This is a genomic window from Dissulfurirhabdus thermomarina (genome assembly GCF_012979235.1).
Taxonomy (GTDB): Bacteria; Desulfobacterota; Dissulfuribacteria; order Dissulfuribacterales; family Dissulfurirhabdaceae; genus Dissulfurirhabdus; species Dissulfurirhabdus thermomarina.
Genome location: NZ_JAATWC010000009.1, coordinates 65,913 through 89,665 on the forward strand (window position 1 = coordinate 65,913; position 23,753 = coordinate 89,665).

The 23,753-nt window shown below is 68.9% G+C and carries 21 protein-coding genes and 1 pseudogene; 15 read left to right on the forward strand and 7 right to left on the reverse strand.

Going from position 1 to position 23,753, the window contains the following annotated elements; all coding sequences use genetic code 11:
• Positions 1-20: 20 nt before the first annotated feature.
• The 3 genes from folP to tilS all read right to left on the reverse strand — a co-directional run bounded on the left by folP (position 21) and on the right by tilS (position 4,459).
• Positions 21-911: a dihydropteroate synthase gene (folP, locus tag HCU62_RS09890; RefSeq protein ID WP_163298970.1), complete on the reverse strand. Its 891-nt coding sequence runs from the start codon at positions 909-911 to the stop codon at positions 21-23.
• Positions 901-2,739 (reverse strand): ATP-dependent zinc metalloprotease FtsH, encoded by a 1,839-nt coding sequence (gene ftsH, locus HCU62_RS09895; protein ID WP_163298971.1) that lies wholly within the window; start codon positions 2,737-2,739, stop codon positions 901-903. The genes folP and ftsH overlap by 11 nt, the downstream gene beginning before the upstream one ends.
• A 295-nt stretch (positions 2,740-3,034) precedes the next feature.
• Positions 3,035-4,459 carry a tRNA lysidine(34) synthetase TilS gene (gene tilS / locus HCU62_RS09900; RefSeq protein WP_169755598.1) on the reverse strand — a complete coding sequence of 475 codons (1,425 nt, stop codon included), beginning with the start codon at positions 4,457-4,459 and terminating at the stop codon, positions 3,035-3,037.
• Between the two features lie 407 nt (positions 4,460-4,866).
• Between tilS and HCU62_RS09905 the strand changes: the two genes are divergently transcribed.
• From HCU62_RS09905 to HCU62_RS09970, 14 genes and pseudogenes are all read left to right on the forward strand, one after another.
• Positions 4,867-5,229, forward strand: a complete 363-nt coding sequence (locus HCU62_RS09905) for an NADH-quinone oxidoreductase subunit A (protein WP_163297635.1) — start codon at positions 4,867-4,869, stop codon at positions 5,227-5,229.
• A 10-nt stretch (positions 5,230-5,239) separates the two neighbouring features.
• Positions 5,240-5,743 (forward strand): NADH-quinone oxidoreductase subunit B, encoded by a 504-nt coding sequence (locus HCU62_RS09910; protein WP_163297634.1) that lies wholly within the window; start codon positions 5,240-5,242, stop codon positions 5,741-5,743.
• A gap of 1 nt (position 5,744) precedes the next feature.
• Positions 5,745-6,305, forward strand: a complete 561-nt coding sequence (locus HCU62_RS09915; RefSeq protein ID WP_163297633.1) for an NADH-quinone oxidoreductase subunit C — start codon at positions 5,745-5,747, stop codon at positions 6,303-6,305.
• Positions 6,306-6,369: 64 nt separating this feature from the next.
• Positions 6,370-7,512, forward strand: coding sequence for an NADH-quinone oxidoreductase subunit D (locus HCU62_RS09920; RefSeq protein ID WP_163297632.1), 1,143 nt, complete (start codon positions 6,370-6,372; stop codon positions 7,510-7,512).
• Between the two features lie 15 nt (positions 7,513-7,527).
• Entirely contained in the window at positions 7,528-8,568 is a 1,041-nt protein-coding gene (gene nuoH / locus HCU62_RS09925; RefSeq protein WP_163297631.1) for an NADH-quinone oxidoreductase subunit NuoH, read from the forward strand.
• A gap of 22 nt (positions 8,569-8,590) precedes the next feature.
• A pseudogene (locus HCU62_RS09930) lies at positions 8,591-9,100 on the forward strand (NuoI/complex I 23 kDa subunit family protein); the annotation flags it as partial.
• A 330-nt stretch (positions 9,101-9,430) separates the two neighbouring features.
• A complete protein-coding gene (locus tag HCU62_RS09935; RefSeq protein ID WP_163297629.1) occupies positions 9,431-9,928 on the forward strand; it encodes an NADH-quinone oxidoreductase subunit J family protein in 498 nt (165 codons plus the stop codon).
• Between the two features lie 13 nt (positions 9,929-9,941).
• Positions 9,942-10,244 carry an NADH-quinone oxidoreductase subunit NuoK gene (gene nuoK / locus HCU62_RS09940; RefSeq protein ID WP_163297628.1) on the forward strand — a complete coding sequence of 101 codons (303 nt, stop codon included), beginning with the start codon at positions 9,942-9,944 and terminating at the stop codon, positions 10,242-10,244.
• A gap of 110 nt (positions 10,245-10,354) precedes the next feature.
• A complete protein-coding gene (gene nuoL, locus HCU62_RS09945) occupies positions 10,355-12,349 on the forward strand; it encodes an NADH-quinone oxidoreductase subunit L (RefSeq protein ID WP_163297627.1) in 1,995 nt (664 codons plus the stop codon).
• Between the two features lie 55 nt (positions 12,350-12,404).
• Complete coding sequence (locus HCU62_RS09950; protein ID WP_163297626.1) at positions 12,405-13,976, forward strand: NADH-quinone oxidoreductase subunit M; 1,572 nt, start codon at positions 12,405-12,407, stop codon at positions 13,974-13,976.
• A gap of 6 nt (positions 13,977-13,982) precedes the next feature.
• Complete coding sequence (locus HCU62_RS09955; RefSeq protein ID WP_163297625.1) at positions 13,983-15,524, forward strand: NADH-quinone oxidoreductase subunit N; 1,542 nt, start codon at positions 13,983-13,985, stop codon at positions 15,522-15,524.
• A gap of 563 nt (positions 15,525-16,087) precedes the next feature.
• Positions 16,088-16,765: a 7-cyano-7-deazaguanine synthase QueC gene (gene queC / locus HCU62_RS09960; protein ID WP_163297624.1), complete on the forward strand. Its 678-nt coding sequence runs from the start codon at positions 16,088-16,090 to the stop codon at positions 16,763-16,765.
• On the forward strand, positions 16,762-17,145 hold the full coding sequence (locus HCU62_RS09965; protein WP_163297623.1) for a YkgJ family cysteine cluster protein: 384 nt from the start codon (positions 16,762-16,764) through the stop codon (positions 17,143-17,145). Before queC ends, HCU62_RS09965 begins: the two co-directional genes overlap by 4 nt.
• On the forward strand, positions 17,142-17,954 hold the full coding sequence (locus HCU62_RS09970) for a sugar phosphate isomerase/epimerase family protein (protein ID WP_163297622.1): 813 nt from the start codon (positions 17,142-17,144) through the stop codon (positions 17,952-17,954). Before HCU62_RS09965 ends, HCU62_RS09970 begins: the two co-directional genes overlap by 4 nt.
• Here the strand turns inward: HCU62_RS09970 and HCU62_RS09975 are convergent.
• Positions 17,951-18,295 carry a TIGR02266 family protein gene (locus tag HCU62_RS09975; RefSeq protein ID WP_163297621.1) on the reverse strand — a complete coding sequence of 115 codons (345 nt, stop codon included), beginning with the start codon at positions 18,293-18,295 and terminating at the stop codon, positions 17,951-17,953. The genes HCU62_RS09970 and HCU62_RS09975 overlap by 4 nt on opposite strands.
• Before the next feature lie 150 nt (positions 18,296-18,445).
• On the opposite strand from HCU62_RS09975, the gene rpmB reads away from it, so the two are divergent.
• Positions 18,446-18,640: a 50S ribosomal protein L28 gene (gene rpmB, locus HCU62_RS09980; RefSeq protein ID WP_163297620.1), complete on the forward strand. Its 195-nt coding sequence runs from the start codon at positions 18,446-18,448 to the stop codon at positions 18,638-18,640.
• 51 nt (positions 18,641-18,691) lie between these two features.
• Here rpmB and HCU62_RS09985 read toward each other — a convergent pair whose 3' ends face one another.
• The 3 genes from HCU62_RS09985 to ispG all read right to left on the reverse strand — a co-directional run bounded on the left by HCU62_RS09985 (position 18,692) and on the right by ispG (position 23,749).
• Positions 18,692-20,839, reverse strand: a complete 2,148-nt coding sequence (locus HCU62_RS09985) for a RelA/SpoT family protein (RefSeq protein ID WP_163297619.1) — start codon at positions 20,837-20,839, stop codon at positions 18,692-18,694.
• A complete protein-coding gene (locus HCU62_RS09990; RefSeq protein ID WP_163297618.1) occupies positions 20,836-22,548 on the reverse strand; it encodes a proline--tRNA ligase in 1,713 nt (570 codons plus the stop codon). The genes HCU62_RS09985 and HCU62_RS09990 overlap by 4 nt, the downstream gene beginning before the upstream one ends.
• Before the next feature lie 94 nt (positions 22,549-22,642).
• A complete protein-coding gene (gene ispG, locus HCU62_RS09995; RefSeq protein WP_281383006.1) occupies positions 22,643-23,749 on the reverse strand; it encodes a flavodoxin-dependent (E)-4-hydroxy-3-methylbut-2-enyl-diphosphate synthase in 1,107 nt (368 codons plus the stop codon).
• Positions 23,750-23,753: the final 4 nt, after the last annotated feature.

Consider the following 23,753-nt stretch of genomic DNA (forward strand, 5'->3'; position numbering starts at 1 on the left):
CGTCGGGCGGGCCGCCCTCGTCACGGACGTTCCCCCGCTCCGGGGTCCGGGAGGGTCTCGGACCGGATCGCGTCCACCGCCTTGAGGACGTCCACGGTCGGGGCGGGGTCGTGGACGCGGACCACGTGGCATCCCCTGAGGGCGGCGGCCGCCACGGCGCCCAGGGTGGCCGCGTCGCGCTCCGCCGGAGCGGCCCGCCCGGTGACGGCCCCGAGGAAGGCCTTCCGGGACGGCCCCACCAGGACCGGGACCCCGATGTCGAGCAGGGCGTCCAGGCGGTTGAGCAGCACCAGGTTGCCCTGGTAGCTCTTGCCGAAGCCGATGCCGGGGTCCACCAGGATCTTCCCCCTGGGGATGCCGCGGGCCTCGGCCCAGGCCACGCGCTCGGCCAGGAAGTCGTGCACCTCGCCCACCAGGTCGTCGTAGTGGGTGTCGTCCTGCATGGTCCCCGGGGTGCCGCGCATGTGCATGAGCACCACAGGGGCCCCGTGCCGGGCCGCCGTCTCGGCCATGCGGGGGTCGGCCCGGAGGGCACTGACGTCGTTGATCATGTCGGCCCCCGCCGCCAGCGCCGCCTCGGCCACCGCCGCCTTTGTGGTGTCGATGGAGACGGGAACGTCGGAACGGCGGCGGATGGCCTCGATGACCGGCACCGTGCGCCGGAGTTCCTCCTCCTCGGTAACGGGGTCGGCGTAGGGCCGGGTGGACTCGCCGCCCACGTCCACGATGTCGGCGCCGGCCGCCTCCAGGGCGAGGGCCTGTTCCACGGCGGCCTCGGGGTCGAGGAAGCGGCCTCCGTCCGAGAAGGAGTCCGGGGTGACGTTGAGGACCCCCATGATGTAGGTCCGGCTCCCCCAGTGAAAGGTGGAGCGGCGCAGCACGAGGGGCGCCGGCGGGCTCTCAGGACGCATCGGCCTCCTTCGCCTCCACCGGCTGTCCGGTCTCTCCCCGGTGTCCCTGGATGATGGCGTCGATGGCGGCCCCGTCCAGGGACTCGTGCTCGAGGAGGGCGCCGGCCAGGGCATGGAGGACCTCGATGTTGCGGGAGAGGAGTTCCTTGGCCTGCCGGTAGGCGGTGTTCACGGTCCGCTGGATCTCCTCGTCGATCTTGAGGGCGGTGGCCTCGCTGTAGTCCTTGACCTGGCCGAAGTCCTTGCCCAGGAAGACGTGTTCCTCGCGCTTTCCGAAGGAGACCGGCCCCAGGGCCTCGCTCATCCCCCACTCGCAGACCATCTTGCGGGCCAGGTCCGAGGCCCGCTCGATGTCGTTGCCCGCCCCGGTGGTGGATTCGTCCAGGACGAGTTCTTCCGCCACCCGGCCGCCGAGGAGGATGGCCAGGTTGTTGCGGAGGTAGGATCGGGGGTAGGTGTGGCGTTCGTCCACGGGCAGCTGCTGGGTGAGCCCCAGGGCCCGGCCCCGGGGGATGATGGTGACCTTGTGGATGGGGTCCGTCCCGGGCAGCAGCTTGGCCACCAGGGTGTGGCCCGCCTCGTGGTAGGCGGTGATGCGCTTTTCCTCCTCCGAGAGGATGAGGCTCTTTCGCTCGGCGCCCATGAGGACCTTGTCCTTGGCGGCCTCGAAGTCCGCCATGGTGACCTGGTCCTTGTTCTCGCGGGCGGCCATGAGGGCGGCCTCGTTGACGAGGTTCTCGAGGTCGGCGCCGGAAAATCCCGGCGTCCCCCGGGCGATGAGGGAGAGGTCCACGTCGTCGGCCAGGGGGATCTCACGGGCGTGCACCTGGAGGATGGCCTCGCGGCCCCGGACGTCGGGGACGGGCACCGTGACCTGGCGGTCGAACCGGCCGGGCCGGAGCAGCGCCGGGTCGAGGACGTCGGGGCGGTTGGTGGCCGCGACCACGATGACCCCCTCGGTGGTCTCGAAGCCGTCCATCTCCACCAGGAGCTGGTTGAGGGTCTGCTCGCGCTCGTCGTGCCCGCCGCCGAGGCCGGCGCCCCGGTGGCGGCCCACGGCGTCGATCTCGTCGATGAAGATGATGCACGGGGCGTGCTTCTTGGCCTGGAGGAAGAGGTCCCGGACCCGGGAGGCACCCACGCCCACGAACATCTCCACGAAGTCCGAGCCGCTGATGCTGAAGAAGGGGACGTCCGCCTCCCCGGCGATGGCCTTGGCGAGGAGGGTCTTGCCGGTGCCCGGGGGCCCCACCAGGAGGACGCCCTTCGGGACCCGGCCCCCGAGGCGGGTGAACTTCTTCGGATCCTTGAGGAAGGCCACCGTCTCGGTGAGCTCCTCCTTGGCCTCGTCGACTCCGGCGATGTCGTCGAAGGTCACCTTGACGCTCTGGCCGGTCATGAGCTTGGCCCGGCTGCGCCCGAAGGACATGGCCCGCCCGCCGCCCGACTGCATCTGGCGCATGAAGAAGATCCAGACCCCGATGAGGAGCAGCATGGGGACCCAGGAGAGCAGCAACGTCGTGTACCAGGGCGTCTCCTGGGAGGGCAGGACCTTGATGGCCACCTTGTGTTTCTTGAGCAGCGGCATGAGGTCGGGATCCTGGAAGGGGATCACGGTATGGAAGGTCTTCTGGTTGATGAAGACCCCGTCCACGTTCTCCTTGTCGATCTGGATGCGCTGGACCTCGCCCTTTTCCACGTAGCCGATGAAGTCGCTGTAGAGGATCTCCTGGATCGGCTCCTGCGGGACGCTGAAGAGGTGGTACAGGAAGAGGACCACGAGCAGGATGACGAGCCAGAGGCTCAGGTTCTTGTAGAAGGTGTTCAAAGTGGATCCCTCCAGGGTGGGGACGCCGGCCGCGGCCGCGCGGGGGCCGGGCGGCCGGGTCCGGCCGTGCCGGCCGGTCGTTCTCTCGATGGCGCCGCAGGGGGCCGCGGGCCGCGGCCTCGTTCCAGACCGCTCGTCCCCGCGGGGGGGGCGGGGAGGCCCTCGTCCGTGGAAGCGGTCCGCCGGACATCCGGCGATCCGGGTGCGTGCATCCCGGGTTGGGCGTCTCGAGGTTTTCTCATCTCCGCAAATTACACAATCCGGTGCCACCGGCGCAACAACGGGGCGGCCAGCGTCACCGCGGCTCCAGGGTGAGGGAGAAGGCGCGGCGGGTGTCGGGCCGGACCCGGACGCGGTGCGAGACCTCGACCCCCAGGACGGCCAGCACTTCTCCTTCGTCCACGAGCAGGGGCAGGGTGTCGCGGGTGGACCTCGGCACCCCGCGCCGGCTCAGGAAGCCCTTGAGGCGGACCGGCGCCGGGGCGCCCAGGGGCCAGAAGCGGTCCCCGGGCCGGCGCGTGCGGAGGGCGAGGGCGTCCGGCAGCCGGGCGGCGTCCACGAAGAGGGTGCGGCCTCCGGGGAGGGGCGCCGCCCGCGGGAAGTCCTCGGGTGGGACGGCCGGTTCCGCCCGGACGCGGTGCGGCGTCCCGGGGACCGCCCAGGCGCCGGGGAGGTGGACCGCGACGGGGGCCGCCGGGGCGGGGCGGGAGGCGGCCGGGACCTCCCCGCGGTGCAACACCAGGCGGTCGTCCCGCCGCTCGGCCCGCACCCCGCCGGGGAGGTCGATCCGCCCGTCCCGGTTCCGGGCGAGGAGGGCCTCCACGCCCAGGAGGTGGGCGGCGACCAGGCGCCGGAGCGGGGCCCCCGCGGCCTCCAAGGCCAGCCGGACGACACGGCGCCGTATGGCCGGTGCCTCGGCCAGGAGGTCGGCGACCCGGAGGCGGATCGGCCCGCCGGAAGGCGCGGGGGCGTCGTTTTCGAGGCGGGAGAAGGCCGCCCGGGCCAGGTCTTCCAGGACGGCCTCGTCATCGGCCAGGAGGGCGGCGGTTCGGTTGAGGGTCGCCTCCACGGCGGGGTTGAAGTGTTCCCGCAGCAAGGGAAGGAGCCTGGAGCGGACGCGGTTTCTCAGGTGTCGGGGGTCCGAGTTGGTTTCGTCCCGGCACCAGGGGAGGCGGCGCCGCTCCAGCTCGGCCAGGATCTCGGCCTTCCGGGTGCCGAGGAGGGGGCGGACGAAGGGTCCGCGCCGCCACGGAATGCCGCTCAGGCCCGCAAGGGCGCTTCCGCGCAGGAGGCGCAGCAGGACCTCCTCGGCCTGGTCGTCGGCGGTATGGCCGAGGGCGATCCGGTCCGCCCCCGCCCCGGCCGCCGCCTCGCGGAGGAAGCCGAGGCGCAGTTCCCGCGCCGCCTCTTCCAGGGAGAGTCCGTGGCGCCGGGCATGGGCCGGGGCGTCTGCCCGGCCGGAGAAGAAGGGGAGGCCGAGGTCCCGGGCCAGGGTCGCGGCGAAGGCGGCGTCCCGGTCCGCCGCCGGGCCCCGGATGCCGTGGTGGAAGTGGGCGGCGGCGAGCCGGAGCGGCCACCGGTGGGCGATCTCCCGGAGCGCGTGGCACAGGAAGGTGGAGTCCGGGCCGCCGGAAATGGCGACAAGGATCCCGTGGCCCGGCCGGACCCCGCACCGGCGGCGGAGGGCGTCCTCGATCTTCGAGACGATGGATTTCGGCATGGTCATGGCGGCCCGGGAGCGGTCCTTTGCGGGGAAAAACGCGTGGCCGCGGGGCGAGGCGGCGGCCGTCACCCATCACGGCCGGTCAGCCCGCCAGATGACATGATACCCCCGATTATCGTGGATGGCAAGGGCTAATAATTTGATATTTAAGAATAAAAGGCCGTTCCGGATACTGAGGCGCAATTCATTTTTTCCTTGACACGGCCGGGGGCCTGATATAAACGTAGGCTCGATGTTTTCGGGGAATTGCTGACGTTACCATATTCGGCTCTTTGAAGATCCCCGGACTGCGGATGCCAGCCGGCGCGGCCGCCGGCCCTGTGGGGCCGCGCCCCGGCGGTTCGGCCCGGGCGGGGGGAGGCCCTGGTCCGGCCGCCGCCCTGCCCGAAAGGAGTCGCGGCATGATGAGCGGTTTCGAAACCATCGCCATGTATCTGGTCGTGTCCGTGGCGGCCATCCTCGGGATGCTGATCATCTCGGCGCTGCTCGGCCCCATGCGGCCCAAGCCCGGCAAGCTCGACACCTACGAGTGCGGCGTCCCCCTCCTCGATGCCGGGCACAAGCGCTACGACGTCAAGTATTACGTCGTGGCCGTCCTCTTCCTGGTCTTCGACCTCGAGACGGTTCTCATCTACCCCCTGGCGGTTCGTTACAAGGCCCTGGCCCAGTTCGGCTGGGGCGTTTTTTTTGAGATATTCGTCTTCGTGGCCGTCCTCCTGGCGGGGCTGATCTACGCCATCCGCAAGGGCGCCATCGAGTGGGACTAAGGAGTCGCGCATGGCCTTCGAGGCATACGGCGGAAACGGCTGGCTGCTGACCACCTTCGAGCAACTGATCAACTGGGGGCGCAAGCGCTCTCCCTGGCCGCTCCCCTACGGGACCGCCTGTTGCGGCATCGAGATGATGGCCGCCCTGGCCTCCGGCTACGACATGGCCCGGTTCGGTGCGGAGCGGCCCAGCTTCTCGCCCCGGCAGGCCGACGTGCTCATCGAGGCGGGGACCATCACCAAGAAGATGGTCCCGGTGCTCAAGAAGATCTACGACCAGATGGCGGAGCCCAAGTGGGTCATCGCCATGGGGGCCTGCGCCTGCAGTGGGGGGGTCTTCCGGACCTACTCCACGCTGCAGGGGATCGACAACGTGATCCCGGTGGACGTCTACATCCCCGGGTGTCCGCCCCGGCCGGAGGCGCTGCTCCAGGCCCTCCTCGAACTCCACGAGAAGATCGACCGGGACCGTCCCCTTCGCGGCGGGGCGGCCCGGGCGGCGCAGGGAGGCTGAGATGAGTCTCAAGGACCAGGTGACCTCCGTCCTGGGCGAGCTTGCGGTCCAGGCCGGGGAATTCCGGGGGGACCTCACGGTGGAGGTGCCCCGGGAGCGGATCGTGGAGGCCCTCCGCCGGCTTCGGGACGCCCCGGAGCTCGGCTTCGACTTCCTGAGCGACGTCGTCGGGGTGGACGCGGGCCTCTACCACGAGAACAAGGCCAAGGCGGCCGCCAAGAAGAAGCCCGCCGAGGGCGGGGAGGCCCCGGCCGCCGCGGCGCCCGCCGAGACGCCCCCGCGGTTCGAAGTGATCTATCTCCTTTTATCCCTCAAGTCCAACCGGCGGGTCCGGGTCAAGGTGCGGGTGCCGGAGGACGACCCGGTGGTGGACAGTGTAACAGGGCTCTGGAAGGCCGCGGACTGGCCCGAGCGGGAGATCTTCGACATGTTCGGCGTCCGGTTCGCCGGTCACCCGAATCTCAAGCGGCTCCTCATGTGGGAGGAGTTCCCCGCCCATCCCCTCCGCAAGGACTACCCGCTGGAGGGGCGGGGAGAGGAGCGGCACCTTTCCTACGAGTAAGAGCCCGGCCGAGGGGCCGGTACAGGGCCCGGCGGCGCCGCGCGCGCCGGGTCGAGGAGGGGACATGGACGTAGCGGAATCCGCAAAGGTGATCCCGGCGGCCGCCGGCGAGTGCGTCACCATCAACATCGGGCCGTCCCATCCCGCCATGCACGGGACGCTCCGGGTCATCGCCGAGACCGACGGCGAGACCATCATCCGGGCGGAACCCGAGATCGGCTACCTGCACCGCGGTGTGGAGAAACTGGCCGAGAACCTCAGCTACCACCAGTTCATCCCGATCACCGACCGCCTGAACTACTGCTCCGCCATCGCCAACAACGTCTCCTACGAGATGGCGGTGGAGAAGCTGCTCGGCATCGAGGTGCCCGAGAAGGCCCAGCTCATCCGGCTCATCATGATGGAGCTGGCCCGGATCTCGGACCACATCGTCTGCGTGGGCATCCTGGGCGTGGACCTCGGGGCCTTCACCCCCTTCTTCTACCTCTTTATCCAGCGCGAGGAGATCTACGAGATCTTCGAGTGGTACAACGGGGCCCGGCTCACCAATACCTTCGGCCGCATCGGCGGGGTGGAGGCGGATCTCCCGCCCGACTTCGACGCCCGGTGGCGCGAGCTCGTCCCGAACCTCCGAAAGGCCATCGACGAGACCGACCGGCTCCTCACCCACAACCGCATCTGGATGGACCGGACCATCGGGGTCAGCGCCTTCTCGGCCGAGGACGCCCTGAACTGGGGCTTCACCGGTCCCTGCCTCCGGGCCTGCGGGGTGCGGCGCGATCTTAGAAAGGACGAGCCCTACGGCCTCTACGACCAGTTCGACTTCGAGGTGCCCGTGGGGCGGCACGGGGACGTCTTCGACCGCTACATGGTGCGGATGATCGAGATGGAGCAGTCCATCCGCCTCATCGAGCAGGCCTACCGGCGGTACAAGGAACTCCCCCCGGACGCCCCCCTCATGGCCAAGGTCCCCAAGGTCCTCAAGGCGCCGGACGGGGAGGTCTACCACGCCATCGAGGCCCCCAACGGGGAACTCGGGTTCTTCATCAAGGGCGACGGCACCGACAAGCCCTACCGGGTCCGGATCCGCCCGCCCTGCTACATGGTCTACCAGGCCTTCCCCGAGATGGTGCAGGGGGAGATGGTGGCGGACCTCATCGCCTGCCTGAGCAGCCTCAACGTCATCGCCGGCGAGCTGGACCGGTAAGGAGAGGGGCGCTTCATGAACGACTGGCTCATCGCACTGATCAAGGTGATCTTCATCTGGTCGTGGACCCTGCTCATCGCCACGCTGATGACCTGGGTGGAGCGGCGGGGCTCGGCCCTCATCCAGGACCGTCTCGGGCCCAACCGGGCCGGCCCCTTCGGGCTCTTCCAGCCGCTGGCCGACGGGGTGAAGCTCTTCACCAAGGAAGACATCGTGCCGGCCAAGGCGAACCGGGCGCTCTTCTTCCTGGGCCCCGTCCTCTTCGCGCTGCCGGCCTTCTCCGCCTACGCCGTGGTGCCCTTCGGGGACAAGATCGTGATCGGCGGCAAGGAGATCCTGCTCCAGGTGGCCGACGTCAGCGTGGGCTTCCTCTACATCGTGGCCATCGGGTCCATGGCCGTCTACGGGATCGTCGTGGGCGGCTGGGGGTCCAACAACAAGTACTCCATCCTCGGCGGGCTCCGGTCCACGGCCCAGCTCATCTCCTACGAGGTTCCCTGGGGGCTCGCGCTGCTGGCGGCGGTCATGGTCTACGGCTCCTTCAGCCTCCGAGAGATCGCCCTGGCCCAGCAGGGGACCTTCCTCGGGGTGCTGCCCAACTGGGGGGTCTTCAAGCAGCCCCTCGGTTTCCTGCTCTTCATCGTGGCCGCCTACGCCGAGGGCAACCGGGTGCCCTTCGACCTCCCGGAGGCCGAGAGCGAGATCGTGGCCGGCTACCACACGGAGTACGGGTCCATGCGCCTCGGGCTCTACCTCTTCGGGGAGTACGTGAACATGTACACCCTGTCGGCCCTCATGGTGACCCTCTACTTCGGGGCCTGGCATCTGCCCTACGTGGACATGTCGCAGTGGCTGGGGCCGGTGAGCTACGGCATCGCCTCCTTCCTGGTCTTCTTCCTGAAGGTGGCCTTCTTCCTCTGGCTCTTCGTCTGGGTGCGGTGGACGGTGCCCCGTTTCCGCTACGACCAGGTCATGGGCCTCGGGTGGCGGTCGCTCATCCCCCTGGCCCTCATCAACCTCTTCATCACCGCCCTGTGCATCCAGTTGAGCGTGTGAGCAGCGCAGTCGGGAGCGAGACATGGCCAAGCCCGTCGTCCAGAAGAGATACACGCTGACCGAGAGGGTCTACCTCGTCGAGATCCTGAAGGGGCTGGGGATCACGCTCCGGCACTTCCTGGCGAACTTCGCGGCCTCCCTGAAGCCGGGTCCGCACACGGTACCCACCACCTGGCAGTACCCGGAGGACCGGCGGGAGATCTCGCCCGTCTTCCGCGGGGCCCACATGTTGCTCCTCGACGAGCAGGGGCGCGAGAAGTGCATCGGGTGCGGGATGTGCGCCCGGGTCTGCCCCGCCCAGTGCATCACCGTGGAGCGGGGGAAGGTCCCGGAAGGCGAGGAGGAGGAATACGCCAAACGGTATGCCAAGAAGACCTTCTCGGCCGTCTTCCGGATCGATCTTCTCCGGTGCATCTTCTGCGGGTTCTGCGAGGAGACCTGTCCCCAGAACGCCCTGGCCCTGGGCCCCGACTACGAGCTGGCCCGGCCGAGCCGGGAGGAGTGCCTCCTCGAAAAGCCCCGGATGCTCGAGAACTACCGGCGGGCGATGGCGGCCGGCGGCGTCCACCGCCCGCTCAAGCCCGTGCCCGTGGCCGAGGCCGGGCCGGCCAAGGGCGGGGCGGGGGCCCAGAAGGGGTGACGGCCTTGGAAGAGGCCTTCTGAGTGGATGGCCGCGCGGGAGTCACCGAATGCGGAGCGCGGAAATGTCGAGACATGAGGCGGCGTCGGGTCCGCCGCCAGGCGGAGCGCATCCGGCGCACTGTAGCGGCGGGCGACCTTTGGCGACGCCATCGACTTTGAGGAACCACGCGGCGGTCGGCGTCGCCTTGCGGCGCCATCATCAAGGGATGTAGGACGGCCTATGGACTACTACTTCTGGAGTTTCGCGGTGCTGGCGGTGGCCGCCGGCCTCTTCACCATTTCCTGGAAGAACCCGTTGCCCTGCGCCCTGGGGCTGCTCACGGTGTTCGTCGCCCTCGCCGGCCTCTACCTCCACCTCCACGCGCCGCTGGTGGCCATCTTCCAGGTGGCCATCTACGCGGGCGCCATCCTGGTGCTGGTGGTCTTCGTCATCATGTTGCTGGTCTCCCCGGAGGGACGCCTGGAGGCCTTCCAGGCCAACAAGACCTTCCGGACCCTGGGGGCGGCGCTGGGGGTGGGGCTCGCGGCGCTTTTGGCCCTGGGGGCCAAGGGGGTCGCGGACATCGTCGGCAGGCGGGAGCTTCCCGGCGGCTTCGGGGATCCGGGCAGGGTCGGCGACCTCCTCTTCTCCGACTTCCTCCTCCACTTCGAGGTGGCCTCGGTGCTGCTCCTGGTGGCCCTCATCGGCGCCATCTACCTTGCCAAACGAAACCTCTAGGAAGGGCAGGCCCATGGTAACGCTCAACCACTACGTCATCCTGGCCGGGATCCTCTTCGGCCTCGGGGTCATCGGCTTTGCGACCCGCCGCAACGCCCTCGTCCTCTTCATGTGCGTGGAACTCATGCTGAACGCCGTCAACCTCATGCTCACGGCCTTCGCGGAGTTCCGGGCCGACATGGCCGGCCAGGTCATGGTGCTCTTCATCTATGCCGTGGCGGCCGCCGAGGTGGCGGTGGGCCTGGCCATCCTGATCGTCCTCTTCCGCCACGTGCAGGACGTGGACGTGAATAAGTTCCAGCTGCTCAAATGGTGACTGCGTCGCACAAGGCCGCGACCGCTTCGGGGCGGGGCATGTGCCGTCCGTCGCCTCGGCATGTCTCGCATCCATCCACCCGACGGTGATCGCTCGATAAGGGGTCATTCATGGAAGGCGCAATTGCACTCATCCCGCTCTTTCCCCTGGCCGGATTCCTCCTGAACGGGCTCCTGGGCAAGAAGGCCGGGAAGTCCTTCGTCTCCTTCGTGGGCTGCGCCAGCGTGGGCCTCGCCTTCGCCGTGGCCCTCCTGGTCTTCCGGGACCTTCTCGCCCGCCCGCCGGAGGAACGCCAGCTCGTCCAGGTGCTCTGGAGCTGGATGGCCGTGGGCGGGTTCCACGCGGACCTCGCCTTCCTGGTGGATCAGCTCTCCGGGGTCATGATCCTGGTGGTGACGGGGGTCGGGTTCCTGATCCACATCTACAGCATCGGTTACATGCACGACGACGAGTCGTACTGGCGTTACTTCGCCTACCTCAACATGTTCGTCTTCTTCATGGCCATGCTGGTCCTCGGGGCCAACTACGTGGTCATGTTCGTGGGGTGGGAGGGGGTCGGCCTGGCCTCGTACCTCTTGATCGGGTTCTGGTACAAGGGCCTCGACAACGCCATCGCCGGCAAGAAGGCCTTCGTGGTGAACCGGATCGGCGACTTCGGCTTCGTCCTGGGCATGTTTCTCATGTTCGTGACCTTCGGGTCCTTGTCGTACCTGGAGGTCTTCCCCAAGGCCTACCACCTCTTCGAGGCGGGGCAGCTCCCCCTCGATTCCACGGTGATGGTGGCCATCTGCCTCCTGCTCTTCCTGGGCGCCACGGGCAAGTCGGCCCAGATCCCCCTCTACGTGTGGCTGCCCGACGCCATGGCGGGCCCGACCCCGGTCTCGGCCCTCATCCACGCCGCCACCATGGTGACCGCCGGCGTCTACATGGTGGCCCGGTCGAACATCCTCTACACCCTGGCGCCCACGGCGCTCCTGGTGGTGGCCGGGGTGGCGGCGGCCACGGCCCTCTACGCTGCCACCATCGGCATCCTCCAGAACGACATCAAGAAGGTCCTGGCCTATTCCACCGTGAGCCAGCTGGGCTACATGTTCATCGGCGTGGGGGTGGCGGCCTACTGGGCCGGGATCTTCCACCTGGTGACCCACGCCTTCTTCAAGGCCTGCCTCTTCCTCTGCTCCGGCTCGGTGATCCATGCCATGGGCGGGGACCAGGACATGCGGCACATGGGGGGGCTGGCCCGGAAGATGCCCGTCACCTACGTGACCATGCTGACGGCCACCATCGCCATCGCCGGCATCCCGCCCTTCGCCGGCTTCTTCAGCAAGGACGAGATCCTCTGGAAGGCCTTCACCTTCCCCTTCTTCCCCGAGGCCGGCCGGGTCATCTGGCTGGTGGGGACCATCGGCGCGGCGGTGACGGCCTTCTACATGTTCCGGCTCATCTTCCTCACCTTCCACGGGTCGTTCCGGGGGACGGCGGAACAGGCCCACCACCTCCACGAGTCTCCGGTGTCCATGACGGGCCCGCTGGTGATCCTCGCGTTTCTCTCCTTCTGCGGCGGCTGGATGGGGGTCTCTCCCCTCATCGGGGAGACCCTGGGGGGCGTGCCGAACCTGCTCGAACACTTCCTCGAGCCGGTCTTCGAGCACTCCGCCGAGATCGTCGCCATCGCGGGGCACCCGGCCCATTACTCCCACGGGACGGAGTGGGGCCTCATGGGGCTGTCGGTCCTGGTGGCGGTACTCGGCTTCCTGCTCGCCTTCTTCATCTACCGGGTGCGGTTCGAGACCCTGCCGGCGCGGCTGGCCGCCACGTTCTCCCTGCCCTACAAGCTGGTCTACAACAAGTACTACGTGGACGAGATCTACGAAGCCCTGGTGGTGAAGCCCGTCTACTACCTCTCCATGGTCCTGTGGAAGGTGGCGGACGTGGTGCTCATCGACGGGCTGTGCGTGAACGGCTCCGCCTGGGCCGTGCGCTGGACGTCGAGCCTGGTCCGGCGGGTGCAGAACGGCTACCTCCAGACCTATGCCGCCTTCATGGCCCTGGGGGTGGTGGCCATCCTGTGCTTTCTCCTCTTCGGGGAGGGGGGCTGGCGATAGGCCGCGGGCCGGAACGTGAAGGGGCGATCCTAGCTCAGGACGAAAAGGACCCGAGATGGAAACACACATTCTCTCTTACGTGACCTTCCTGCCGCTGGTGGGAGTAGTGGCCATCCTGCTGACCCCGCAAGGGAGCACGGGCGGCCGGAGGCTCATCCGGTGGTGGTCCCTCTTGACCTCCCTGGCGGTCTTCGCCCTGTCGCTCAAGGTCTATACCGCCTTCGACTCCGGGACGGCCGGGTTCCAGCTGGTGGAGAAGCACCCGTGGATCCCCTCCTACGGGATCTCGTACTACCTCGGGTTGGACGGGCTCTCCTTCTGGCTGATCCTGCTGACCACCTTCCTCACCCCGCTGACCATCCTCTCCACATGGAAGGCCATCGACCGGCGGGTGAAGGAGTTCCACGTCGCCATGCTGGTGCTCGAGACGGCCATGATCGGCACCTTCGTGGCCCTGGACCTCTTCCTCTTCTACGTCTTCTGGGAGCTCATGCTCATCCCCATGTACCTCATCATCGGGGTTTGGGGCGGGGAGCGGCGGATCTACGCGGCCATCAAGTTCTTCCTCTACACCGCGGTGGGGTCGCTCCTCATGCTGGTGTGCATCATCGGCCTGGTCTACTTCCATCACCAGGCCACGGGCGAGCTGACCTTCAACCTCCTCTCGCTCTACGGGACGGAGCTGCCGCGCCTCTACGGGATCCTCTTCTTCGCCGCCTTCGCGTTGGCCTTCGCCATCAAGGTGCCCATGTTCCCGTTGCACACGTGGCTGCCCGACGCCCACGTGGAGGCGCCCACGGCGGGATCCGTGATCCTGGCCGGGGTGCTGCTCAAGATGGGGACCTACGGGTTCCTCCGCTTCGCCATGCCGCTCTTCCCGGAGGGCTCGGCCTACTTCGCGCCCCTCATCATCGGGCTCTCCCTGGCGGGTATCATCTACGGGGCCCTGGTGGCCATGGTCCAGCCCGACGTCAAGAAGCTGGTGGCCTACTCCTCGGTCTCCCACCTCGGCTACTGCATGCTGGGGCTCTACGTGCTGAGCCCCCAGGGGGTCGAGGGATCCATCCTCCAGATGGTCAACCACGGCATCTCCACCGGGGCGCTCTTCCTCCTGGTGGGGGTCATCTACGAGCGCCGGCACACCCGGCTCATCTCGGAGTACGGCGGCATCGCCCGGGTCATGCCCGTCTATTCCAGCATCTTCCTGATCGTGACCCTCTCGTCCATCGGGCTCCCCACCACCAACGGGTTCGTGGGCGAGTTCCTCATCCTGCTGGGGACCTTCAAGGTCTACAAGTGGGCCGCGGTGATCGCCGCCACCGGCGTGATCCTCGGGGCGGTCTACATGCTCTGGATGGTGCAGCGGGTCTTCTACGGGCCGGTGACCAACGCCAAGAACGAGAAGCTGCCGGATCTCAGCCTCCGGGAGCTCGGCTACCTCCTGCCCTTGGTGGCCCTCATCTTCTGGATCGGCTTGTACCCGAACTTCTTCCTCGAAAAGATGCACCTGTCCGTCGACCGGTTCATCAGCCAGGTCCAGGTGGCCGGGCCCGTGGCCTCGGCGCCCGGCGCCCGGCTGGCGGCGGCCCCCTCCGAGAACCCACCTGCCGGCGGCATTGCGGAGTAACGGACCATGACAGACCTCGCAACGGCGTTCAACCTTCAGTCCATCTGGAACATCGCGGGCGGGCAGGTCGTCCTGCTCGCCACCGGCCTCGTCCTCATCGCCCTGGAACTCCTCATGGCGGGGCAGTCCAGGGCCGCCCGGAGCGCCGCCCTGGGGTGGGCCACCGTGGTGGGATTGCTCCTCGCCCTCGGGCACGTGGTCTTCCGGGAGTGGACCTTGTCGGCGGTGGTGTTGTCCGGGGTCTTCTCCATGGAGAAGTTCACCGTCTTCCTGGTGGCGGTCCTCCTGTTGGCCGGGGTTCTGGCGGCCCTCATGAGCATCGGCTACCTGCGGAACAACGAGGAGCCCAGGGGCGAGTACTTCATCCTGCTGCTCTTTTCCGTCTACGGCGCCGTGGCCTTCGTCCAGTCGGTGGACCTCCTCATGATGTTCATCGCCCTCGAGGTGATGTCCGTCGCCGTCTACGTGCTGGCCGCCTACCTGAAGAACGACCGCGCCTCGGTGGAAGGGGCCATGAAGTACTTCCTGCTGGGCAGCTTCGGGTCCGCCTTCTTCCTCTTCGGCGTGGTCTGGCTCTACGGCCTCACCGGGACCTTGAACCTCAGCGAGATGGCGGTGATCCTCTCCGGCGGGCTCTTCCGCCAACCGCCGGTCCTGGTGGCCTTCGCCATGCTGAGCGCCGGGCTCTTCTTCAAGATGGCCCTGGTCCCCTTCCACATGTGGACGCCGGACGTCTACGAGGGGAGCCCCTCGGTGGTCACCGGTTTCATGGCCACCGCCGTCAAGGCCGGTGCCTTCGGCGCCTTCCTGAAGATCCTCACCGTGGCCTTTTCGCCCATCCTGAGCACGGGCGGCGTCACCCACTTCCTCATGACCCACAACCTCGGTGGGATGGCGGCCTACTGGCAGCCCGTGCTCTGGTGGCTGGCCCTTCTCACCATGTTCATCGGGAACCTCCTGGCGATCTCGCAGCAGAACATCAAGCGGATGCTGGCCTATTCCTCCATCGCCCACGCCGGTTACATGACCCTGGGTCTTTTGGCCGGCAACGCCGACGGGCGGATGGGGGTGCTCTTCTACCTCTTTTCCTACACCCTGATGAACCTCGGCGCCTTCGGCGTGGTCTACCTCATCGACGGCCGGGAACGGGGGGCCCAGACCCTCGAGGACTACCGGGGCCTCGGCTTCCGGGTGCCGGGCCTGAGCTTCCTGCTTTCGCTCTTCCTGGTGGCCATGGCGGGCCTGCCGCCCACCGCCGGCTTCATCGGGAAGTTCTACGTCTTCGCGGCGGCCATCCGGGAGGGGTACCTGCTGCTCGCGGCGCTCGGCATCCTGACCAGCGTCATGGGGGCCTACTACTACCTCCGGGTCGTCTACCTGCTCTACATGAAGGACCCGGTCCGCGAGGTGAGCGTGGGCCGCGTGGACGCCCCCACCTTCGTGGCCCTGGCGGCCATGGGCCTGGGGGTCCTCTACCTCGGGATCCTCCCGCAGGGCCTGGCCCGGCTGGCCCAGGCAGCCCAGGCGAGCCTGGCCTACCTCTTCTAGGCTCCGTCCGCTTCGCCCACAAGGCCCTCTCCCGGCGGGGAGGGCCTTCTTGATGGCGTCGCAAAGAGTCGCGGGCTGGGGCGTTGTTTCGGATGTTGTCGTCCTTGCGGCGTACCGTGGCGTACGCCTCATTCCTCGATGGCGTCGCGAGAATCGCCGATGGCGATGGTGCTTCAGGCCCCTCGCAGCCCCCGGCGGCGCCTCGTTCCTCGCGATGATCGCGCCTTGTCCTTGGCGATTCCCGCTTAGCCATCCACCCAGAGGACTTTTGGCGAGGCCATCCTTTTGGGGCGTCACCGAAGGCGCCGGCCCCGGCCCCGGCCTCCCGGCGCCCGAAGCGGTCTTTTCCGTTTTCGCGCCTTGCGCCCTTCCCTACGGCCGTTTTCCCCTGCCCCGCCTCCTCGCACTCGGCCCGGCCCGGGGTGATCCGAGCGGTTTCCAGCGGGGGGGCGCCGCGGCGGGGCGGGCCGCACCGCGGGCGCGGCGTGCGAAACGGGGCCCGGCGGGGTAGATTTCGGATGGGCATCGCCCCGGCGGTGCACAAGCGACCCCGGAGGGGAGACATGGACCGGGAAAAGGCCATCTGCCTCGTCAGCGGCGGGCTCGACAGCTGTGTCACGGCGGCCATCGCCGCGGCGCGGCACGAGCGCCTGGCCTTCCTCCACGTCAACTACGGCCAGCGGACCGAGAGGCGGGAGCTTTCGGCCTTTCGGGAGATCGCCGCCCATTACGGGGTCCGGGAGACCTTGATCCTGGAGATGCCCCATATCCGGTGCATCGGCGGCTCGGCCCTCACCGATCCCGACATCCCCGTCCCGGAGAACGCCCTCGGGGAGGAAGGGATCCCCGTGACCTACGTCCCGTTCCGGAATGCCCACCTCCTGGCCGCCGCCGTTTCCTGGGCGGAAGTCATCGGTGCAGGTGTCATCTACATCGGCGCCACCGAGGTGGACAGCTCCGGCTACCCGGATTGCCGGGCCGAGTTCTTCCGGGCCTTCGAGCGGGCGGCCGAGGCGGGGACCCGGCCCGAGACCCGCGTCCGCGTGGCGGCTCCCGTCCTCCACATGGGAAAGGCCGATGTCGTCCGCCGCGGGGTGGAACTCGGGGCCCCCCTGCATCTGACCTGGTCGTGCTACCAGGGCGAGTCCGAGGCCTGCGGGGCGTGCGATTCGTGCCTCTTGCGGCTCAAGGGGTTCCGGGAGGCCGGCGTGCCGGATCCAATCCCGTACCGAGAGGGATGATGAAGGCCGTCTTCGAATGCTGCTGCTGCGGCCACTGCTGCCACGGGGAGAGCACCGTCTCCCTGACCCCGGGGGAGCAGGCCGCCATGGCCCGGTTCCTCGGGATGGAGACCGGGGCGTTCCTCGCGGCCTACTGTGTCGAGCGGCCGGGCCGCGTGGAGATGCGGGTGGTGGACGGCCACTGCGTCTTCTACGGCGACGACGGCCTGTGCCGGGTGCATCCCGTCAAGCCCTCCCATTGCCGCCGCTGGCCGCTCCACCCGAGCATCCTCGGGGACCGCGGAGCCTGGGAGGCCATCCGGGCGGACTGCCCCGGCTTCGATCCCGATGCCACCTACGAGGAGGTCTGCGAGCAGGTCCGCCGGGAGGCCGGGGGATGAACCTCGAGGCGGTCAAGCGCCGGGCCTTCGTCTGCTGCCCCTTCGACTGGCTGGTGGAACGCTATCTCCCGCTCCTGGCGGCGGAGGGGATCCAGCCGGAGATCGGCCTGGACGCCGGGCTCCTCCACCGGTACCGGTGGCCCACCTTCCGGCGGGTGGCCCGGCGGCTCCGCGCGGCGGGCCTGGGATGCACCGTGCACGCCCCCTTCACCGACCTTCCTCTCGGGGCCGCGGACCCGGAGATCCGCCGCGTGGCGGCCCGACGGCTCTCCCAGGCCCTCCGGGTGGCGGGTGAGCTGGGGGCCCGGTCCATGGTGGTCCACACCGGCTTCGATCCCCGGCATCACGGGGGCGACCTCCACCGCTGGCGGGAGGCGGCGCTGGAGGTTCTCGGCGTGCTGGCCGGGGCGGCGGCCGCCTCGGGTGTGCCCCTCATGCTGGAGAACGTCTTCGAGCACGATCCGGCGCTGCACCGCTTCCTGCTGGATGCCCTGCCGGCCCCGGGCGTGGGCTTCTGCCTGGACCTTGGGCACCAGGTGGTCTTCTCCCGAACCCCGGCCCGGGAGTGGCTGGAGGCCCTGGGCGATCGGCTGGGGCAGCTCCACCTCCACGACAACCGGGGCCGGAACGACGATCACCTGGCGGTGGGGGAGGGGATCCTCGACTTCGACGGGCTCTTCGCCTGGCTGGCGGCCCACGGCCGCCGCCCCATCTTGACCCTGGAGCCCCACGCCGAGTCGGCGGTTCGCCCCGCGCTGGAGGGCCTGGGGAGGCTCCTGGACCGCTTTCCCTCGGTCGCCCCGGCCTAGCCGGCGGACCGGATGAGCTGGAGCAGGCGCTGGCGGGCCTCGAGGGAGAGGTGCTCGAACTTTATCCCCATGCCGCGGCGCTGGCCGGGGGCGAGGGTGGCCTCCCGCGTCCAGGTCACGATGCCCTTGAGGCGGAGGGGAGCGGCGTCGCCGGGCAGGGTGAATTCCAGGGTGAGAAGGGTTCCCTTGGGCAGGGGCGAGGGGCTGGCGATGAAGAGGCCGCCCACGCTGAGGTTTTCCGCAAACCCGGTGAAGGAACGGTCCCGGGTGCGGTAATCCACCCGAATGAGGGACTCCGCCCTCTTCTCACGTCGTTTCGGGGTCTCGGCCTGGGGCATCATCCGGCTTCCCTCCTGCATCTGGATCGGGCATGGCCCTCAAGGGGCTTATCGTCCGCGGCGGCCGTGTCCTTCAGCCCCGGTGGTTGCGGCTGCGGCCGGGACGCGTTATAAAGGGCCGCACTTCCATCCCAGATCGAGGAAACGAGCGCCATGGCCAAGGTATGCGACATCTGCGGCAAGGGACCCGTCACCGGCAACAACGTGAGCCATGCCAACAATCACACCCGCCGTCGTTGGCTGCCCAACCTCCAGAGGGTTCGGGCGGTGGTGGACGGCCGGCCCCGCCGGATCCGTGTCTGCACCCGGTGCATCCGGACCGGGCGGGTGACGAAGCCCCTCGCCTGAAGCCCCCTGCCTGCGTCGCTTGCAGGGGCGCCTTTCCGCCCCGGGCCGGTCTCAACGAAGCCGGTCCACCCGGATCACTCCCTGGACGCGCCGGACCCCGGACAGTACCCGCTTGAGGTGGGCGGCATCGTCCACCTCCACGAAGAAGTTGAAGACGGCCCTGTGGTCCGGGGTGGTCTGCACGCGCGCCTCCAGGATGTTCGCCTCCGCGGCGCTGATGGCGTTGCTGACCGCGGCGAGCATCCCCTTTTTGTCCTCGGCGATGACCTTGAGCCGGGCGGGGTAGGTGGCCTCGTCGCCGCCGGCCCACGTCACCTCCACGCGCCGGCCCGGCTCCAGGCTCCGCACGTTGCGGCAGCTCTCCCGGTGCACCGTGACCCCCCGGCCCCGGGTGATGTAGCCCACGACCTCGTCGCCGGGGACGGGGGTGCAGCATCGGGCCAGGTGGACCAGCAGGTTGTCCACCCCCTCGATGACGATTCCCTCGCGGCCCTTCGGCGGGGCGCCCTCCGTCGGCGCTTCGGCCGGGGCCGCCGGGCCCTCGGCCTTTCCGGCCGCTCCGGCCGGGAGCACCTTGCGGATGACCTGGACCGGTGAGACCTTTCCGTAGCCCACCGCCACCAGGAGGTCGTCCAGGGTCCGGAAGGAGAGCGCCCGCGCCACCTCGGCGGCCTTGGCGCGGTCCTTCAAGAGGTCGTTGAAGTCGAGGCGGTGCTTGCGGAACTCCCGCAGGCAGAGATCCCGGCCCAGGGCGAGGCTCTTCTCCCGTTCCTCGGTCTTGATCCAGTGCCGGATGCGGGCCAGGGCCCGGCTGGTCTTGGCCAGGCTGAGCCAGTCGCGGCTCGGGGTATGGTGGGGCGAGGTGATGATCTCCACCACGTCCCCGTTCTGGAGCTGGTACTTCAAGGGCACCATGCGCCCGTTCACCTTGGCCCCGGCGCAGTGGTGCCCCACCTCCGTGTGGATGGCGTAGGCGAAGTCGATGGGGGTGGCGCCCTGGGGGAACTCCTTGACCTCTCCCCTCGGCGTGAAGACGTAGACCTCGTTGGGGAAGAGGTCCATGCGGACCGACTCGAGAAATTCCCGCGGGTCCTCGAGATCCTTCTGCCACTCCATGAGCTGGTTGAGCCAGTCGAACTGCCGCGCCTTCTCCGGGGAAAGGATCTTCCCTTCCTTGTAGAGCCAGTGCGCGGCGATGCCTTCGCGGGCCACCCGGTCCATTTCCTCGGTCCGGATCTGGATCTCCATGCGCTCGCCGTCCGGGCCGATCACCGTGGTGTGGAGCGACTGGTACATGTTGGCCTTCGGGAGGCTGATGTAGTCCTTGAACCGGCCGGGGACGGGCTTCCAGAGGGAATGAACGATGCCGAGGGCCTCGTAGCATTCCTGGGTCGTCTTCAGGATGATGCGGAAGGCGATGAGGTCGTAGATCTCGTCGAGGGGCAGGTTCCGGTTCCGCATCTTCCGGTAGATGCTGTAGAGGTGCTTGGGCCGCCCCAGCACCCGGCAGGAGAGCCCGAATTCGGCCATCTTGCGGGCGATGAGCTCCTTGACCTCCTCTACGTAGGCCCGGCGTTGGCCGAGCCGTGTCTCCACGGCCTTCTTGAGGTTTTCGTATTCCTCGGGGAACTGGTAGGCGAAGCCGAGGTCCTCGAGTTCCCGCTTGATCCAGTCGATGCCCAGCCGGCTGGCCAGCGGGGCGTAGATCTCGAGGGTCTCGCGGGCGATCCGCTCCCGCTTGTTGGCGCGCTGGTACTCGAGGGTGCGCATGTTGTGGAGCCGGTCGGCGAGTTTCACCAGGAGGACCCGTATGTCCTTGGACATGGCCAGGATCATCTTCCGGATGTTCTCGGCCTGCCGGTGGACCTGGCTTCGGAAGGTGATCTGGCTGATCTTGGTCACGCCGTCCACGATGAGGGCCACGTCGTCGCCGAAGAGTTCCCGGATCTCCTCGATGGTGGCCAGGGTGTCCTCCACGGTGTCGTGGAGGAGGCCCGCGGCGATGCTGGCCATGTCGAGCCGAAGCTGGGCCAGGATGTGGGCCACGGCGAGGGGGTGGGAGAGGTAGGGTTCGCCGGAGAGGCGGACTTGGCCGTGGTGGACCTTGGCCGAGAAGATGTAGGCCTTTTCGACGAGGCTCGTTTCGGCGTCGGGGAGGTAGGAGTGGATCCGGTCCAGTATGTCGGTGAGGCGGATCATGCCAGCATGGCCAGGGCCCGCTGCGCCGCTTGCGCCGCCGGTACGTCCTCGGTCTCGCGGGTGGCGCGGCGGGTGACCTCCACCGACCCGGTTTCGGCGAGTTTCCGGCCCACGGTGATGCGGATCGGGATGCCCAGGAGGTCGGCGTCCTTGAACTTGACCCCGGCCCGTTCGTCCCGGTCGTCGAGCAGGGCCTCGGCCCCCCGCTCCCGGAGGGCGCGGTAGATCTCCTCGCCCGCGGCCCGGAGGGCCCCGTCCCGGACGTTCATAACGCTCACGATGACCTGGAAGGGGGCCAGCGGCACCGGGAAGACGATCCCGTCGGCGTCGTGGTTCTGCTCGATGGCAGCGGCCACCGTCCGGCCCACCCCGATCCCGTAGCAGCCCATGACCAGCGGGCGTTCCTTTCCGTCCGGGTCGAGGAAGGTGGCGCCCATGGCCTCGCTGTACTTGGTGCCGAGCTTGAAGATGTGGCCCACCTCGATCCCCCGCTTGAGCTCCAGCCGGCCGCCGCAGCGCGGGCAGGGGTCCGACTCGGTGACGAGCCGGATGTCGGCGAACTCCGGGCGGGGGCAGCCGTGGGCGCCCCAGTTCACGCCCACGAGGTGGGCGTCCGCCTCCCCGGCGCCGCAGACGAAGTTCCGGAGGGACTCGAGGCCGTGGTCGGCCACCACCCGGACGGAGGGGTCGAGGCGGACCGGGCCGGCGAAGCCCACCGGCGCGCCCGTCAGGCGCCGGACGGTGGCCTCATCGGCCATGGCCAGGGTGTCGGCCCCCAGGTGCCGCTGGAGCTTTACCTCGTTCAGCTCGTGGTCGCCCCGCACCAGGGCGGCCACGGGGCGGCCGTCGGCGACGAGGAGGAGCGTCTTGACGAGGCGCGAGGCCGGCACCTCCAGGAAGGCCGTGACCTCCTCCACGGTGCGCCGCCCCGGCGTCTCGACCCGGCGGGGGGTCTCTTCGGCCTCCCCGGCGGTGGGATCGGAGGGGGTGGGGGAACTCGGGGCCAGCTCCACGTTGGCCCCGAAGGGGCAGGCGGTGCAGGCGGCCACCACGTCTTCGCCGGTCTCGGCCAGCACCATGAACTCGTGGGAGGTGTCACCGCCGATGGTCCCCGTGTCGGCCTCCACCGGGCGGAAGTCCAGGCCGCAGCGTTCGAAGATCCGGTTGTAGGCCGCGTACATGGCCTGGTAGGTGCGGTCGAGGCCTTCTTCGTCGGCGTCGAAGCTGTAGGCGTCCTTCATGATGAATTCGCGGCCCCGCATGAGGCCGAACCGCGGCCGGATCTCGTCCCGGAACTTGGTGGCGATCTGGTAGAGGTTCAGGGGAAGGTCCCGGTAGGACCGCACCTCTTTCCGCACGAGGTCGGTGATGACCTCCTCGTGGGTGGGCCCGAGGCAGGCGGCCCGGCCGTGCCGGTCCTCGATGCGGAGCAGCTCCTTTCCGTAGCGGTCCCACCGGCCGGTCTCCTGCCAGAGCTCGGCGGGCTGGACCATGGGCAGAAGCACCTCCTGGGCCCCGGCGCGGTTCATCTCCTCGCGGACGATGTTCTCCACCTTCCGGAGGGCCCGGAGCCCCAGGGGGAGGTACGTGTAGATGCCGGAGGCCAGCTTCCGGATCATGCCCGCCCGGAGCATGAGGCGGTGCGAGGCGGTCTCGGCGTCCGCGGGGGTCTCTTTCAGAGTGGGGAGAAAATAGCGGGAGTAGTACATGGATGGTCTCTTTCCGGATGCCGGCCCCGAGGCGGCCGCCGGGTGGGACGCCGCTCCGGGCCGTTCGTCGTGGCGGGGCCTGTGCCGCGCCGGCTCATTCGGCGCCTCCGGCCGGGAGGGCGGCCACCAGCCTTTCCACCTCGGCCCAGAAGGTATCGAGCAACCGGTCTTCAGGGACCTTCTTGAGGATCTTCGACCCCTTGAAGATCAATCCGACCCCCTTTCCGCCGGCCAATCCCAGGTCCGCGTGGCGGGCCTCGCCGGGCCCGTTCACCACGCAGCCCATGACGGCGAGCTTGATGGGGTGGGGGATCCGCCGCGCCCGTCGCTCCACCTCCGCCGCGATGGAGAAGAGGTCGATCTCGCAGCGGCCGCAGGTGGGGCAGGAAATAATTTCCGGCCCCCGGTTCCGGAGGCCGGCGGCCCGGAGGATCTCGTAGGCCACCTGCACCTCTTCCACCGGGTCGCGGGTGAGGGAGACCCGGAGGGTGTCCCCGATCCCCTCCATGAGGAGGGCGCCGAGCGCGACGCTGCTCTTCACGGTGCCGGCGATGAGCCCGCCCGCCTCGGTGACGCCCAGGTGGAGCGGGAAGTCCACCTCCCGGGCGAGCCGGCGGTAGGCCGCCACGGTGGTGCGGACGTCGGAAGACTTGAGGGAGATCTTGAGGTTCTCGTACCCCATCTCCCGCACCAGGGCGACGTTTCGGAGCGCGCTTTCCACCAGGGCCTCCGCCGAGGGGCGCCCGTGGCGTTCGAGGATGTCCTTTTCGAGGGAACCGGCATTGACGCCGATCCGGATGGGGACGCCCCGGGCCCGGGCGGCGTCCACCACGCGGGCCAGGCGGTCCCGCCCGCCGATGTTGCCGGGGTTGATGCGGATGCCGTCGGCCCCGGCCTGGACGGCGGCCACCGCCAGGCGCCAGTCGAAGTGGATGTCGGCGATGACAGGGAGGGGGGTCCGGGGCCGAAGGGCCTCCAGGGCCTGGACCGCCGCCGCGTCCGGCACCGCCACGCGGACGATTTCACACCCCGCCTCCGCGAGCCGATAAATCTGTTGGAGGGTGGCCTCGACGTCGCGGGTGTCGGTGTTGGTCATGGACTGGACCACCACCGGGTGCCCGCCGCCCACCGGCACCGGCCCAACATAAACGGTCCGTGTGGCGGCACGGACCGGCGGACTGGAGGCGATATGGGACATCATGGCG